Annotated in this window: 17 protein-coding genes; 12 read left to right on the forward strand and 5 right to left on the reverse strand. The window is 45.8% G+C overall.

The window, feature by feature from the left end:
- Nucleotides 1–21: 21 nt before the first annotated feature.
- Nucleotides 22–465 (forward strand): T9SS type A sorting domain-containing protein, encoded by a 444-nt coding sequence (locus tag HB364_RS11520; protein ID WP_167288128.1) that lies wholly within the window; start codon nucleotides 22–24, stop codon nucleotides 463–465.
- A 34-nt stretch (nucleotides 466–499) separates the two neighbouring features.
- On the opposite strand, the gene HB364_RS11525 is transcribed toward HB364_RS11520, so the two are convergent.
- From HB364_RS11525 to HB364_RS11540, 4 genes are all read right to left on the reverse strand, one after another.
- A complete protein-coding gene (locus tag HB364_RS11525) occupies nucleotides 500–1,246 on the reverse strand; it encodes a glycosyltransferase family 2 protein (RefSeq protein WP_167288129.1) in 747 nt (248 codons plus the stop codon).
- Nucleotides 1,247–1,322: 76 nt separating this feature from the next.
- Nucleotides 1,323–2,459 (reverse strand): multinuclear nonheme iron-dependent oxidase, encoded by a 1,137-nt coding sequence (locus HB364_RS11530; RefSeq protein ID WP_167288130.1) that lies wholly within the window; start codon nucleotides 2,457–2,459, stop codon nucleotides 1,323–1,325.
- Between the two features lie 35 nt (nucleotides 2,460–2,494).
- Complete coding sequence (locus HB364_RS11535; RefSeq protein WP_167288131.1) at nucleotides 2,495–2,665, reverse strand: chryseobasin-related MNIO class RiPP peptide; 171 nt, start codon at nucleotides 2,663–2,665, stop codon at nucleotides 2,495–2,497.
- A gap of 93 nt (nucleotides 2,666–2,758) precedes the next feature.
- Nucleotides 2,759–3,037: a hypothetical protein gene (locus tag HB364_RS11540; protein WP_167288132.1), complete on the reverse strand. Its 279-nt coding sequence runs from the start codon at nucleotides 3,035–3,037 to the stop codon at nucleotides 2,759–2,761.
- A 607-nt stretch (nucleotides 3,038–3,644) separates the two neighbouring features.
- Between HB364_RS11540 and HB364_RS11545 the strand changes: the two genes are divergently transcribed.
- The 7 genes from HB364_RS11545 to HB364_RS11575 all read left to right on the forward strand — a co-directional run bounded on the left by HB364_RS11545 (nucleotide 3,645) and on the right by HB364_RS11575 (nucleotide 9,155).
- Nucleotides 3,645–4,988: a coiled-coil domain-containing protein gene (locus tag HB364_RS11545; RefSeq protein WP_167288133.1), complete on the forward strand. Its 1,344-nt coding sequence runs from the start codon at nucleotides 3,645–3,647 to the stop codon at nucleotides 4,986–4,988.
- Between the two features lie 196 nt (nucleotides 4,989–5,184).
- The gene (locus HB364_RS11550; RefSeq protein WP_167288134.1) at nucleotides 5,185–5,916 is read left to right on the forward strand and encodes a membrane or secreted protein; all 732 of its coding nucleotides are present in this window, start codon (nucleotides 5,185–5,187) and stop codon (nucleotides 5,914–5,916) included.
- Nucleotides 5,917–6,034: 118 nt separating this feature from the next.
- The gene (locus HB364_RS11555) at nucleotides 6,035–6,847 is read left to right on the forward strand and encodes a thymidylate synthase (protein ID WP_167288135.1); all 813 of its coding nucleotides are present in this window, start codon (nucleotides 6,035–6,037) and stop codon (nucleotides 6,845–6,847) included.
- A 9-nt stretch (nucleotides 6,848–6,856) separates the two neighbouring features.
- Nucleotides 6,857–7,348 (forward strand): dihydrofolate reductase, encoded by a 492-nt coding sequence (locus tag HB364_RS11560; RefSeq protein ID WP_167288136.1) that lies wholly within the window; start codon nucleotides 6,857–6,859, stop codon nucleotides 7,346–7,348.
- Nucleotides 7,349–7,398: 50 nt separating this feature from the next.
- A complete protein-coding gene (locus HB364_RS11565) occupies nucleotides 7,399–8,196 on the forward strand; it encodes an O-methyltransferase (RefSeq protein ID WP_167288137.1) in 798 nt (265 codons plus the stop codon).
- A 71-nt stretch (nucleotides 8,197–8,267) separates the two neighbouring features.
- A complete protein-coding gene (locus tag HB364_RS11570; protein ID WP_167288138.1) occupies nucleotides 8,268–8,714 on the forward strand; it encodes a DUF5362 family protein in 447 nt (148 codons plus the stop codon).
- Between the two features lie 18 nt (nucleotides 8,715–8,732).
- Nucleotides 8,733–9,155, forward strand: coding sequence for a hypothetical protein (locus HB364_RS11575; RefSeq protein WP_167288139.1), 423 nt, complete (start codon nucleotides 8,733–8,735; stop codon nucleotides 9,153–9,155).
- Nucleotides 9,156–9,207: 52 nt separating this feature from the next.
- Here HB364_RS11575 and HB364_RS11580 read toward each other — a convergent pair whose 3' ends face one another.
- A complete protein-coding gene (locus tag HB364_RS11580; RefSeq protein WP_167288140.1) occupies nucleotides 9,208–9,960 on the reverse strand; it encodes an RDD family protein in 753 nt (250 codons plus the stop codon).
- A 237-nt stretch (nucleotides 9,961–10,197) separates the two neighbouring features.
- Between HB364_RS11580 and HB364_RS11585 the strand changes: the two genes are divergently transcribed.
- The 4 genes from HB364_RS11585 to HB364_RS11600 are packed head-to-tail and all read left to right on the forward strand — an operon-like array spanning nucleotide 10,198 to nucleotide 14,262.
- Nucleotides 10,198–11,160 (forward strand): stage II sporulation protein M, encoded by a 963-nt coding sequence (locus HB364_RS11585; RefSeq protein WP_167288141.1) that lies wholly within the window; start codon nucleotides 10,198–10,200, stop codon nucleotides 11,158–11,160.
- Nucleotides 11,161–11,166: 6 nt separating this feature from the next.
- Nucleotides 11,167–12,009, forward strand: coding sequence for a DUF4129 domain-containing protein (locus tag HB364_RS11590; RefSeq protein WP_167288142.1), 843 nt, complete (start codon nucleotides 11,167–11,169; stop codon nucleotides 12,007–12,009).
- The gene (locus tag HB364_RS11595; RefSeq protein ID WP_167288143.1) at nucleotides 12,006–13,250 is read left to right on the forward strand and encodes a hypothetical protein; all 1,245 of its coding nucleotides are present in this window, start codon (nucleotides 12,006–12,008) and stop codon (nucleotides 13,248–13,250) included. The genes HB364_RS11590 and HB364_RS11595 overlap by 4 nt, the downstream gene beginning before the upstream one ends.
- 34 nt (nucleotides 13,251–13,284) lie before the next feature.
- Nucleotides 13,285–14,262, forward strand: a complete 978-nt coding sequence (locus HB364_RS11600) for an AAA family ATPase (protein ID WP_167288144.1) — start codon at nucleotides 13,285–13,287, stop codon at nucleotides 14,260–14,262.
- Nucleotides 14,263–14,274 lie beyond the last annotated feature (12 nt).

Consider the following 14,274-nt stretch of genomic DNA (forward strand, 5'->3'; position numbering starts at 1 on the left):
TAACCAGCTAAAAAACACTCCATGAAAAAGAAATTTATAGTATCCCTGATCCTGACTCTGGCAGGCATATATGCGTTCTCACAGCAGCTTCCGGCCAATGCCTGCGGTATTGTCAATACCTATGATGCTGCAGGTAACCGGTTAAAACGGGTATACTTTTGTAACAATGGTATTGATCCCTATCCCACGCGTGCAGCGCAGCAGACAACAAATGTTACCGAAGAAATTCAGTCTATAGATGCCCTGTATCCCAATCCTACCACGGGCCGCTTTTTTGTTACCTTCAGTAAGGCATTGAGCAATGCGGTGGTATCCCTGACCGATGTGAACGGTAAAACCATCCGGCAATTCAAAGCCAGTGGCTATAGGGTAGATTTCGACCTCTCGGCATTTGCCGCAGGTGTCTATTTTGTGCTCATCAATGATGCAGGTAATATCATTTCCAAGAAAGTGGTGAAACAATAACAGTGATAGTAAAGATGGGGAAGAAGAGCATTAATCACAGGCTTTTAAAAAGCCTGGATTTGGCGATCCCCGTTTTTTGAAAGAAATACTGGAAGCTTACGCGCAACACGCCGAACCCATATTTCATGCTTCTGCTGAAATTGATAGAGGAAGCCTCATCAAAGTATTTCGTAGGACAGGTTATTTCAGCAATCTCAAAACCTTTATAGAATATCTGTGCCAGTATTTCATTATCAAAAATGAAATCATCTGAATTGTTCTCAAAAGGAATGGACAGCAGCACATCTTTATGATACGCCCTGTACCCGGTATGGTATTCAGATAATTTTTGTCGCATCAACAGGTTTTGGATAGCTGTGAGTAAGCGGTTGGAGATATACTTGTACATAGGCATACCACCTTTTAAAGCTCCTTTTCCCAAAATCCTGGACCCAAGCACCACGGGATATACTTTGTTGGCAATCAGGGATACCATAGGTTTGATAAGTGCCGGTGTGTATTGGTAGTCGGGGTGCAGCATTACAATAATATCTCCACCTAACTCCAGGGCTTTTTTATAACAGGATTTCTGGTTGCCCCCATAACCCTTATTTTTTTCATGCCTGATGATATGGGTAAGGCCAATGGCTTTTGCTATCTGGATAGTATTATCCATACTCATATCATCTACCAGGATGATTTCATCCACAATGGTCCGGTCTATTTCACGGCAGGTCTTTTCCAGGGTGAGGGCCGCATTATAGGCGGGCAGAACAACTATTACTTTTTGGCAATTGATCATGCAATGGCTGTTTGAAAATGCATTTTATCAATATGCCATTACGGCAGAAATGGATAATGAGTTGCTTACCCGAAATTTATGTCAGCCATCCCTGCTTCCATTTCTGTGCAATTTTAATGGCCGTTTCTACCATGGCGGGGTCCCAGTTCTCTATCTTCCAGTCAGAATGGGCTAAGGAGGATTGAGCCAGCAGGCGCCTGGCATCTTCATACGAAGGCGCCGATTCCAGGATAGCGGAAAGCTCCCGTTGCTGCTGGTATAAAAACAGGTCTTCAGTCACGCCCCCCTTTTGCAGTGGAGCCTGGGGTAGAAATGAACAGGTGGAATGGGGAGTGCGGGATAAATTTTTTTCGCTTACAATGCTCTCCATTCTCCCGAAATCCTGGTAGAATTGTTGTTTGCTTTCGGGAGTGAGCAGGCCAGTGCCCAATTGTTCCAGCACTACATATTGAAGATGAGGGCAACGTGATATGGTCATTTCCAGCAATTGGAACACTGCTGCAGGTACTGCATTATCATGGGTATCCCTTCTTATTGTCCTTCCTGCTTCCACTTCTGAATCGTCCCAGCTACCACCGGAAATATGGATTTCCCGCACCCTGTGTAAAGGATAGAGATCAATAACCTCTTCAAAGGGAATGGAAAAATTATGGAGCTGGCACCAGAGGTTATGCAGGTCTAAAATGATAAAACCATTTACAGGTTCCAGCAGTTGGTCAAGGAAGGTACCATGCCGTTTTACTTCATCCAGTGAATAGGAAAACGCGAGGTTTTCAAGTCCCACAGGGCATTGACAGGCTTCCTGGATCCTTTGTAAGCGGTCTCTGCCAATAGCCAGCGTAGATGTTGTGTAAGGAATATTAAGGGGAGCACCCTGGTGGAAATCCTTGCCGGTCATAAATCCAAAATGCTCCGTGATGTGGTCAAATTGAAATTCAGTACAGGTTTGTTGTAGTTTGTTGAGCCATTGTTGCTGTTCGGGCAACCATTTTCCGGAAAAGAGTGAAAAGAAAATCCCATGACCTATAAGCCTTTTCTCTTTACTGAATGCAGTCAGTAATTCCCGGAACCAGGCTGGGATTTCCTCTACGTTGAACAGTGCATCAAAAGACCATTCAATGGCTTCTATTCTTGCTTCTTCCCATAAAGGAATACAGGCGCCAAGAATATCGGCTTCCAGGTTACAGGCTACGGAGGATAGTATTTTGGGCACTGGCAGGAATTTGCAGTGATGATCTTATAAGCCGATTAACCCATTCCGCAGGCTGGGCAGGGATAGGGAGGTTTATTTTTCTCTTCTTCCTTGGCTTCTTTCTTTGCTTTGGTATCCGGCAGGTCTTTGTCTTTGCTGCAGGAAGTGGCGGTTTGTACGGCAATGCCAATCACGATGGCCGTGAGTAACGTTTTGGGTAATTTCATTTTGTCGGCTTTTAAATGACTAATTACATCTATGACAGCGGGAAATGAAAAAGCGTGGCATGCGCCGGATTGCAGCTTTGCGTAATATGATAATCAGGACTTGCGCTTGAAATGCTTACTTTTTTTATATTGAATACTCGCGAGGAGGTTGATGGAGTCAAAAGGAACATCTATCAGCTCACTGATCCTGTTCAGTTCCTCCAGGGTAAATTTCTCCGTACGGTCTATTAACCTCGTCATCCGGTTATTATTGGTGCCGAGGTCTCCTGCCATGACTGTTTTGGGCAGATAGGTAAAGATCTGCTTGAATTCGGTGATATGACCCGATTCAATCAGTTTTTTTACGCCTATGTATCTCTCATCCTTTGTCATGATCCAAAGAAAAAAACAAATGATAAATAAATTAGCATAAAGTACAGATTGTCCTTTATTCGTTATGACACGGACGATTTTAAATAAGATGTATCTTTTTTTTGTGATCTTCCGTATTGGTTAGTGTTACAATTCGTGTAATTAAGTACCAGACTGCGTATCATAGATTTTCAGGCTGCCCAATATGTAAAGGGAACAGCATGCTATGGTTAGCATACAAGGGGAGGTTTGAACAAGTAAAATTACTAAAATTATTAGTATTTAAACACTGATTTTATACTTTTGGGGATTGTTTGTTGATAAGAGCAAACAACCATGTATGTTATAAATGGATAATTGTGAATTGTCAATGGTACATGCATTGTTGTCCTTGTCCCGCTGCCGCTATCCCTCATTGCTTTTGTACCTTCTTGCCTTTATGCCTTCCTCCCTGGGTGTGGATAATTAGCCCTGCTAATGAGGTTTTTACGGTTTTTTTGGTATTATTATTGAAGTTAATACCATTGATACCATTGCCTTATAACTCCCGCCCACGCCGTAGCAATACCCTGTTCCTAATTTTTTTACTGGATAATTTGTATGGGAAAAATTGTACTTAAAATTTTTCATGATGCCGCTATTGTTGCTAGTATCCCTTTATGAATTCAGGCAGTTTCTCCAGATCGTATTGTGGATTGCTGTGCCTGCTACCCTGATCGCTGTATTTCTTACTATTTTCTTTCATTATCGCCGCAAGAAGAAACAGCAAGGACTGGAACTGGCTTTCGAAGAGGAAGAAAGCTGGTCCGAAAAGCTGCTGCAAAATCCCGTAATGCCTTCTATCCAGCCTGTTGTGGACGGACAGGCTGAGCAATTACCCGACTGGCTGGCCAGTGCCAATCCCGAGAACACCTCTCTGCTGAAGAAATATGAGCAGGAAGTAAGGCGGTACAGGGAAAACTACGCTATCCTGGAACAGGATTTCCGGGAGCTGGAAGGAAAGTATACCGACCTGCGCAATAAGGCTTATAGTGCAGATAAAGAAGCAGATATGAAACTTGTGGCCCAATTGCAGCAAGAGATAAAAGAATATAAAGACAAGATCAGTCAGTTGCAGCAGGCTGCCAACGTCCACCCGGAAAATGACGAAATACTTCAATATAAGACCGAAAATGAAGAACTGACTGAGCAGTTGCAGCAGGTGGAAAAGCTTTTACAACAGTTCCAGGAAGAGAATAACCGCCTGCAGTTATTGGTCACTGCAGGGAATGATGCGGCTGTTGCCGGTGATGCCGGCGCCGATGAGCGCATTCAGGCCTTGCAGCAATTATTGGCGCAAACAGAAGCAGAGCGAAAGACCCTGAAAGAGAAGCTGGCTGAAAAAGAATACCTGCCTGATGTATTGGAAGAAAAGAAGTTACATATTGATTTTTTACAACACCAGTTGGAGCAACGTATCAAAAACTACCATACACTGGAACAACAGGCCGGAGAATCGGCCTCTCAACTGCAACAATTGCAAAATACCGCTGCCGGATTTGATCAGCAGATCAGGCAGCTCAATGATGAATTACAGTTGCGGCAGCAACAGTCTGCCGAATGGCAGACTGCCCTGAAAAACAGTCGCGAAGAAGGGGAGCAGCAGCAGGAGGTCATTCGCGCCAAAGCCGGGCATATTGAAGTGCTGGAAAAAAACATACAGGACTTACAGGAACAGCAGGGGACCTTACAAACAGCCATCGCCGGTCACCAGGACTCCGTGCGTACTTTGCAGGAAAACCTGGCCACCGAACAGCAGAAAGCTGCCTCCCTGGAAAACAAACTGGAATTGAGCAGCCAGTTGCTGGTGAAGATCTATACTGAATTGGCAAAATCACTGAACCATCACGGACTGATCATCACTACCGGTCAGGCAGCCCTTACGGAAGGTAGCCCTGCCACTAAAGACGAAGTACTGCAATTGGAGGGATAAATATAGCGAAGGCAACAAGGCATAAGGCAATGAGGCATCGAGGCGCTGCGTAGAAAGCCGACCTTTTAATCTTATTGCCTTTATGTCTCAATGCCTCGTTGCCTTTCCCTTAAGATAATTTTAACATTTCGTAGTATACAGCGCTGCCCGGGGATTCGTTATAGTTTCGTTAACTTACAACAAATTGCACCCCCGTATGAGAAAGTATGCCCCGGCAAACAACTTCATCATTACGCTTTTAATACTCATCGTAGTCACTGCATTTCATCCTCCCGTCAGCAATCTTTCCCTTACCGGCGCCTGGCATTACCAGGAAGGGACCCATGAGGAGACCCTTACGTTTGTGGATGGCTATTTTGTACAGGCTGTGTTCGACAAGACTGGCAAGCAGTTCATGTATACCTGGGGTGGCCCTTATGCAATAAAGGATGATAAAATTGAGGTCACTACCCAGTTCCATACACAGCAAAGAGAGAAAGTGGGAGAGGTGGTCAGCATTGCCTGGTCGGACAACAATGGCCAACTGGTAGCGAATGTTGATGGAAAAGAAAAGACCTGGACGCAAACGGATAAAGGGATGGGCGACCTGGCAGGAGTATGGCGTATTGCCGGCCGCAAGCAACAAGGCCAGCCGGTAACCATGCCGCTGAGACCCCGGCGCACACTCAAAATACTGTCTGCTACCCGCTTCCAATGGGTAGCCATTAACATTGAAACCAAAGAATTCTCCGGAACAGGAGGTGGTACTTACACCTTTAAAAACGGGAAATACACAGAGAATATTGAATTCTTCAGCCGCGATAGCACCCGGGTAGGGGCCTCCCTTACTTTCAATGGAAAAGTGCGTGGCAATGAATGGGACCACACCGGCCTGAGCTCCAAAGGCGATCCCATTGATGAAATGTGGAAGAAGCTGAACGCAGAATAAAGAAAAGAATCCGGCATCCGGCAGCCAACACCAGGAGCCAGTCCTTTCAATTAACAAGTTTTCCCCCGTTGGAAGGGGTAATTATTTACCCCGGCGAGCTTTTCCGTAACTTGCGGTCATGCAACAATACCTTGATCTGCTGCAACATATTTTCGATAAGGGGGTAACCAAAACCGACCGTACCGGCACTGGTACGTCCAGTTGTTTTGGTTACCAGATGCGTTTCGATCTTCAGCAGGGATTTCCTTTGGTGACCACCAAGAAACTTCACCTGAAAAGTATTATTTATGAACTGCTCTGGTTCCTGCAGGGCGATACCAATACCCGTTACCTCAAGGAACATGGGGTTAGTATCTGGGATGAGTGGGCCGATGAAAAGGGGAACCTGGGACCTGTGTATGGCAAGCAATGGCGTAGCTGGGCAGGCGTCGATGGTAAAACCATTGACCAGATCGGTGATGCCCTGAAGCAGATCAAACATAATCCCGACAGCCGGCGCATTATTGTAAGCGCCTGGAATGTGGCAGAACTACCGGAAATGGCATTAATGCCCTGCCATGCCCTTTTCCAGTTTTATGTAGCTCCAGGGGTAAATGGCGGCAAAGGAAAGCTCTCCTGCCAGCTTTATCAGCGCTCAGCAGATGTTTTTTTGGGCGTGCCCTTCAACATTGCCTCTTATGCATTGCTCACCCTGATGATGGCACAGGTATGTGACCTGGAGCCGGGCGAGTTTATTCATACTTTTGGTGATGTGCATTTGTATAACAACCATGTGGAGCAGGCTAAGCTGCAATTAACCCGCACACCTTATGCATTGCCGGTGATGAAACTGAACCCGGCCGTCAAAAACCTGTTCGACTTCACTTTTGAAGATTTCACCCTGGAAAATTATCAGTCGCATCCGGCCATTAAGGCGCCTGTAGCTGTGTAAAGAAATATTATGCTTATAGCTTTAGTTGTTGCTGCTGCTGAAAATAACGTGATCGGTAAGAATAACCAGTTGTTGTGGCGCCTGCCCAATGATATGAAGTTCTTCAAGAATACCACCTGGGGTATGCCGGTGATTATGGGCCGTAAAACATTTGAATCACTGGGTAAACCGCTGGCGGGCCGTACCAATATTGTGATCACCCGGCAGGATGCCTGGGAGGCGCCGGGCGCACAGGTCGTCAAAAGCCTGGAAGAATCAATAGCTGCTGCGGCTGATACCGATGCCAAAGAAGCATTTGTGATTGGTGGTGGCGAAATTTATGCGCTGGCCTTGCCATTGGCGCAAAGGATCTACCTTACCCGGGTACATACCAGTCTGGAAGGGGATACTTATTTCCCCGAATTCGACGGGCAGCAATGGGAGTTATTATCTAACCTTGACTTCCCCGCTGATGACAAACATGCTTATGCCTATAGCTTCCAGGTGTGGGGCAGGAAATAACGGGGGAAAAGCTTCTGAATTTTGTATTCAATATTCTGTATTCTTTAACCATGTTCTCACGCTCGCAGTTAGCGAAAAAATATTTGCACTATTATTTTACGGCTTCCAATGGAAAGGGACATGGCGTGCATTCTCCCTTTGTATTTGAGTTTATCACCAGGGTCCTGAATGATGACAGTCATTTCTATGCGTATGACCAGGTAGAAGCTTTGCGCAGGCAATTACTGGCCGATACCCGGGTGCTGGAAGTAGAGGATTTCGGTGCAGGCTCTGCCATCCAAAATACCAACCGGCGCACAATAGCGCGTATTGCAAAGCATGCCGCCAAATCCAGGAAGTTCAGTCAACTCCTTTTCCGGATCGTGAATTATTACAAGCCGGCTACGATATTGGAATTGGGTACCTCCCTGGGTATTTCCACCTCCTATATGGCATTGGCCAACCCGGCGGCGCACATTATAACAGGGGAGGGCAGCAAGGCCATAGCCGAACAGGCGGCTGCCAATTTCCGGCAACTGTCGTTATCGGCTGTTGAACTGGTGCCCGGTAATTTCGATGATACCCTGCCGCACATACTGGAAAAGCATCCCGTTATTGACCTGGCCTTTATTGACGGCAACCACCGGCTGGAGCCTACCCTCCGTTATTTTGAGCAGCTACTCCCGCATATAACAGACAACACGATCGTTATCCTGGATGATATTCACTGGAGTGAGGGCATGGAGCAGGCCTGGCAGCAGGTGAAGGAGCATCCTGCGGTTATGCTTACCATTGACCTCTTCTTTATAGGGCTGGTATTCTTTCGCAAGGACTTTAAGGTAAAGCAGTATTTTTCCGTCCGTTTTTAATGTCGTTATGCAGGGTTGAAAATTTCATTTATATTAGTGTTCTCAACATTTAACAATTAAACCAACTCAAGATGGAACAGCAACCTTCCAATGAACCCCTGTTCGGAATACAGGTGGACTATGATTCCGGCAATACATTTAATGAGGCCGCCAAATGGGCGAAGTTTATTGCCATTATTTTCTTTATAGGTATTGGTTTGTGTGTATTAGTCCTGGCATTCTCCAGTGCCTTTTTGATTCAAGGTCTCAGCAACTTTATGCCGGGACTGGAAATGGCAGGCGGGATAGCCGGTGGCCTGATCGTTGCCATAATCGCCATTGTGCTCATTATTTTCACGTACCTCACCATTTTACTATACCGTTTTGCTACACTGGTGCGGAAAGGTATAGAAAGTCAAAATCAGGCGCAGTTTAATGATGGGCTCAGGAACCTGAAGAACTATTTCCTGATTAATGGGATATTTAGTTTAATAGGTATCGTATTTAATGTAGTAGGTACTATCGGAAACCTGTTTTAACACCTGTAAAAAAAGCATATGGAAAACAACAGTAATCAAGCAGATAATATATTTAATATTTCAGTGGAAGGGAATGCCAGGGAACTCCTGCTTACAGCAGCTACCTGGGCACGTATCATAGCTATTGTGGCATTTATCAGCGCAGGATTATCCGTGCTCAATGCCATTATTGGTAAGCCGGGTTTGGGTGGCGCCGCCAGTATATTTAGCATAATGGTTGCATTGATCATGGCGGCCATTAGCGTAGTGATCAATTTATTTTTGTACAGATTCGCTTCCAACAGCATTGAAAGTTCCTCCAATATGAGCCAGGTGCAGTTTAATGAAGGGATTGGTAATTTGAAAAACTACTTCAAAATTGTCAGCATCTTCATCATCATTGTGTTGTCGCTGATGGTTTTGGGCTTCATATTCCTTGGTCTTGGCAGAGGATTCAGATAAGAAAAAGCCCTTTGACAATATTATTAACCCCGCACTGCGGGGTTTTTTTATTTTAATTGGTGGAGTAGTAGTTGTAATCTTTCAGCAGGGTTTGCAGGAATTCAATAGCATCCTGGTCGCTTTCCATTTTTAACTTGGACTTGATGCGGTCTCCGATCCTGAGGGCCAGGTCGTAGTCATTCTTCCTGCGCACACTTTCAATGATACTTTTAAGGGTATTGATATCCCGGTCGCTCAACTGCATTACCTGCGGATAGCGCGGTTTATAGGTAGATTCCACTTCTGTGAATACAGTATCCTCCCAGGAAGTACGGTTTTTGAGGTCAATCAGGATCGTGCCGGCCAGGAGATCGCCCACGCGTTGTGATTTGGGCGTAAAGATCACACAGGCCAATCCCAGGAAAAGTAGGGGTAATGTCCACCAGGGTATTACCTGGGTTACAATAGCTGCCAACAGCCACCAGGGGAAATCAATCATTCTGAAAAGCCAGCGAATGAGGTACTGGCCAATGCTGGGTTGGCCGCCTTCTTCTGTAATCACTTTGATACGAAGGGCCATTTTCCCCAGTGTCTGGCCATTCAGGGTGATCTCCAGCAAGGGGAAATAAAGGAATACAGGTATAATGACCACTACGTACTGCCAGCTCCAGCCAATCATGGGTATATCAACGATCGCTGTCATGAGCCGCAGGTACATCCATAAAGTAAACATGTCTATCAGCCACGCAAACAAGCGTTTGTGGAAGGGGGAAATGGGAAATTCCACCTCTATATTAAAACCTGTATCTAACTTAACCAGCAGCATATTGCAACAATAGGGGAATAATTTCGTTTAGCATTTCTGTAAACGCTCTTAAAATTAATAAATTACACAAATTGCACGAATTATACCGGAAACCATGGTTTGCCCGGATTGTACAAATTGCACAAATTTGTAATCCTATTAAAAAAGGGCGCTGAAAAACACCGATAACACTGGTTATCAGTCTTTGTTCAATGGACTTTTTCCTGTAGGTTTGAGAAACTTAAAATTGTACCCCCGGTGAGAGAAGGTCTTTTCCTGAAAAAAAATATTGACAAATGGAAACAGTACCAGTATGAGGCTGCTTCCAACCCGGACGAGATGGCGCAGCAGTTTACTGAGCTGGTCAATGATCTGGGGTATGCCAAGACCTTTTATCCGCACAGCAAGGTTACCCAATACCTCAATGGGCTGGCCTCCAAAATCTACCTCGGCATTTATAAGAATAAACGGGAAGAAAGCTCCCGGTTTACCCGTTTCTGGACAACGGAGCTGCCTTTAACGGTGCGTAAGCACCACCGTGAGTTGTTGTATGCCTTTCTCATTTTTACCTCCCTGGCCATTATGGCGGCGTTCTCGGCTTCGCATGACGAAACATTTGTGCGCGGCGTGCTGGGAGATCATTATGTGGAAATGACAGAGGACAATATTGCCAAAGGCGATCCTTTTGGCGTGTATAAGGATGAAGACAAGGTCTCTATGTTCCTGGGCATTGCCCTCAACAATATCCGCGTATCCTTAATGGTATTTGTGGCCGGTATCTTTTTGTCCCTCGGTACTGCCTGGTTCCTGTTTACCAATGGCGTTATGCTGGGCGCTTTCCAGTATATGTTCTTTGCCAAGGGGCTGGGATGGTCATCGGTGCTGGTGATATGGATCCATGGCACCCTGGAAATTTCGGCTATTATTATTGCCGGCGGAGCAGGGTTTATCCTGGGCAACAGTATCCTGTTCCCGGGAACCCGTAAACGCATTGACTCTCTGAAAAAGGGCGCCAAAGATGGGTTGAAACTGATGATCGGACTGGTGCCGGTATTTATAGCCGCCGCTTTCCTGGAGGGGTATGTGACCCGTTATTCCACCATGCCACAATGGATCAGCATTTCCATTCTGGCTTTATCATTTAATTTCATATTGTGGTATTTTGTACTCTATCCCATCAGGTTAGAAAGAAAGAATGCTTCAATTAAACCGCTGAAGTAGCCAGGCATGTTACGTGTTTCACTGAATATAGGATTGAAAAGAACAGGCAGGATGTTGCTATACATCTTCCTGCTCTCCATGCCCTACCTGGTTATGGCGCAGGATGATGAGGAAGAGGTGACGGTGGATACGATGGTATCGGAAACGCCGACTGGAGACAGGACCATAACGACTATACAGGAGGATACTGATTATGAGCAGGAGAAAGTAAAGCCGGCACCGCCTGAGTTACGCCAGGTGCCGGATTCGGCGGTGAACAGGATGAAGCAGGAGGAAGCCTTTGCCTATGCCAATGATCCTGAATATTGGAGCAAAAAAAAGCAGGCGGAGGAAGAGGAAGAAGACGCCAGTGACAGGAGAAGCGGATTCTGGTATAATTTCTACCGGTTTTTTGCCGATAGCACGGTGCGCATGATTATGTACATTATACTGGGAGTGGTCTTTGTGCTGATCATTTACCGGGTGATCGTTGTAAATAACCTGTATATGACCGGCGCATCCCGACGCAGAAAAGAGGAAGCAATAACCGAGGAGCGGGAGATTGATGATGAGAACCTGGACCAGAAGATACAGTCTGCCATACGGGAAGGCAATTACCGGTCGGCAATCCGGTTCATGTATATCAAATCCCTGCGCTCGCTGCATGAGAAAGGGTGGATCCGTTATCATGCACAGGCCACCAATTATGAATACATCAACCAGGTACATCCTTATGGCATAGGTAATGAATTCCGTTTTCTTACCCACGTGTATGAATATGTATGGTATGGTGAGTTTGCCTTGTCTGAAGACCAGTTCAACAGGGTACAACAGAATTTTCAACATTTTTTTAATACTGTAAAGCCGTGAGCCGTTCCCTGCTGTACATATCTTATTGTTTGCTGCTGCTGGCAGGCTTAACTGGTTGTATAAAAACCAAAAAGCTGAACGAACGGGTAACGCTCTGGCGCAATGATAAGATACCTTATGGTACTTATTATGCCCATGAAAACCTGGCGCGCATCTTTCCGGAAGCTTCTATAGAGAATACAAAGACTTCCCCCGATCCTTATCATAAGGAGAATACCCATGATATTTTTTCCAATTCTTACAATCCTAAGGCGAACAAGACCTGTTATGTGATCATTGCCAATTCGGTGATGCCGGATGATAAAGAAATGGAAGGGCTTTTTGACATGGTGAGCAAGGGTACCCAGGTATTTATTTCTTCTTCCAGTATTGATGAAAACCTGCTGGACAGCCTGCAGTTGAAAGCTTCCCTGTATACCGGCTTTTTTAATGGGCATGATTCCCTTACGGTACGTGTGTTTGATCCGGTATCCTGGCAGGAAAGCAGGTATTCTTATCCCGGCATGGCGCTGGATAACTATTTTAGTAATGTAGATTCTTCCATTACTACGGTATTGGGGAAAAATAAGGAAGGCAAGGCCAATTTTGTAAAGATAGCTTATGAAAGCGGCGGTGCTTTTTATATTCACCTGGCGCCTATGTCCCTCACCAATTTCTTCCTGCTTCATAAGGGTAATAAAGGCTATTATGACCAGGTATTGTCCTGGATGCCGCGCAATGCGGAGTTGGTACGCTGGGATGATTATTTCCGCAACAGTGTAAACGGTAATGGTAAAGGTGGTAGAAGTGCAAAGGACACTTTTTCTGCCCTTGGATGGTTGCTGGGCCAGCAACCGTTGGCATGGGCCTGGTGGTTGCTATTGTTACTGCTGTTGCTGATCTATCTCTTTGAATCGAAGCGTAAGCAGCGCATTATTCCAGTGATAGCACCGGTAAAGAACGCCTCTCTTGATTTTGTGAAGACGATAGGCCGTATGTATTTTCAGCGCAAGGATAATAAAGACCTGGCGCATAAGATGCTGGTTCATTTCCTGGGGTATGTGCGCAGCCGTTACAATATCCGTGCTACTGTAATGGACAGCGATTTTGTACAACGGCTGGCCTATAAGAGCGGTTATGACCAGCAGGCTATACATTCACTGGTATATGTCCTGCAGTATGCACAGGATGCACCACAGGTATCGGACCATGCCTTGCTGGAACTGAACCATAAACTCGAAACTTTTTATCAATACGCCTGATAGCGCGAAACATTCATAAACAACGCCTCATTACATGGAAGAGACTTTTTTTGAACTCCGCACCGATCTTAGCTCCCTGCAGCAATCGGTAGAAACCTTAAAGGGAGAGATCGCTAAAGTAGTGGTAGGACAAGAACAGATGGTAGAATTGTTGCTGACCGCAGTACTGGCCGACGGACACGTTATTATTGAAGGCGTGCCCGGCGTAGCCAAAACACTGACGGCCAAACTACTGAGTAAAAGTATCTCTGTGGGATTTTCCCGCATCCAGTTTACCCCCGACCTGATGCCGAGCGATGTGATCGGTACTTCTATATTCAACCCTAAGGAAACGTCTTTCCAGTTTAAGAAAGGACCTATTTTCAGCAATATTGTGCTGATAGATGAGATCAACCGTGCCCCGGCCAAAACACAGGCGGCGTTGTTTGAGGTGATGGAAGAAAGGCAGGTTACGGTAGACGGGCAAACTTATCCGCTGGCAGCCCCCTTTATGGTGGTAGCCACACAAAACCCCATTGAGCAGGAAGGTACTTATCACCTGCCCGAAGCTCAACTGGACCGTTTCCTGTTTAAGATCAATGTTACTTACCCTACACTGGAGCAGGAGTTCCGCATCCTTTTCAATCATCACCATACTACGCTAAACAGTATGCTGGACGAAGTAACGTCGGTGATCAGTGCAGCGCAGATTGATGCTTTGCGCAAGCAGGTACGTACCATCCGCATAGAAGAAAAGCTGATCAGCTTTATTACTTCCATTGTGGCCAATACCCGTAATCACAAATCCATTTACCTGGGTGCTTCTCCCCGGGCATCTATTGGTATATTGAACGGTGCCAAGGCGCTGGCTGCCATGCGCGGCCGTGATTTCGTGACGCCGGAAGATATTATTTATATTATTCCGCCTGTATTGCGCCACCGCATTGTGCTGACGCCCGATAAGGAAATGGAGGGCGCTTCTACCGATGATGTGATCACGCAGGTCATACAAGGAGTGGAAGTACCAAGGTAAGAGAGAAGAATA

Origin of the sequence: Paraflavitalea devenefica (genome assembly GCF_011759375.1) — a bacterium.
GTDB lineage: Bacteria > Bacteroidota > Bacteroidia > Chitinophagales > Chitinophagaceae > Paraflavitalea > Paraflavitalea devenefica.

What these genes read in the sequence shown, in the direction of transcription:
- HB364_RS11590 (WP_167288142.1), top strand. Translation starts at nt 11,167, where the DNA reads ATGTTACGTGTTTCACTGAATATAGGATTGAAAAGAACAGGCAGGATG.
- HB364_RS11575 (WP_167288139.1), top strand. Translation starts at nt 8,733, where the DNA reads ATGGAAAACAACAGTAATCAAGCAGATAATATATTTAATATTTCAGTG.
- HB364_RS11545 (WP_167288133.1), top strand. Translation starts at nt 3,645, where the DNA reads ATGATGCCGCTATTGTTGCTAGTATCCCTTTATGAATTCAGGCAGTTT.
- HB364_RS11580 (WP_167288140.1), bottom strand. Translation starts at nt 9,960, where the DNA reads ATGCTGCTGGTTAAGTTAGATACAGGTTTTAATATAGAGGTGGAATTT.
- HB364_RS11570 (WP_167288138.1), top strand. Translation starts at nt 8,268, where the DNA reads ATGGAACAGCAACCTTCCAATGAACCCCTGTTCGGAATACAGGTGGAC.
- HB364_RS11550 (WP_167288134.1), top strand. Translation starts at nt 5,185, where the DNA reads ATGAGAAAGTATGCCCCGGCAAACAACTTCATCATTACGCTTTTAATA.
- HB364_RS11600 (WP_167288144.1), top strand. Translation starts at nt 13,285, where the DNA reads ATGGAAGAGACTTTTTTTGAACTCCGCACCGATCTTAGCTCCCTGCAG.
- HB364_RS11565 (WP_167288137.1), top strand. Translation starts at nt 7,399, where the DNA reads ATGTTCTCACGCTCGCAGTTAGCGAAAAAATATTTGCACTATTATTTT.
- HB364_RS11525 (WP_167288129.1), bottom strand. Translation starts at nt 1,246, where the DNA reads ATGATCAATTGCCAAAAAGTAATAGTTGTTCTGCCCGCCTATAATGCG.
- HB364_RS11555 (WP_167288135.1), top strand. Translation starts at nt 6,035, where the DNA reads ATGCAACAATACCTTGATCTGCTGCAACATATTTTCGATAAGGGGGTA.
- HB364_RS11535 (WP_167288131.1), bottom strand. Translation starts at nt 2,665, where the DNA reads ATGAAATTACCCAAAACGTTACTCACGGCCATCGTGATTGGCATTGCC.
- HB364_RS11560 (WP_167288136.1), top strand. Translation starts at nt 6,857, where the DNA reads ATGCTTATAGCTTTAGTTGTTGCTGCTGCTGAAAATAACGTGATCGGT.
- HB364_RS11520 (WP_167288128.1), top strand. Translation starts at nt 22, where the DNA reads ATGAAAAAGAAATTTATAGTATCCCTGATCCTGACTCTGGCAGGCATA.
- HB364_RS11540 (WP_167288132.1), bottom strand. Translation starts at nt 3,037, where the DNA reads ATGACAAAGGATGAGAGATACATAGGCGTAAAAAAACTGATTGAATCG.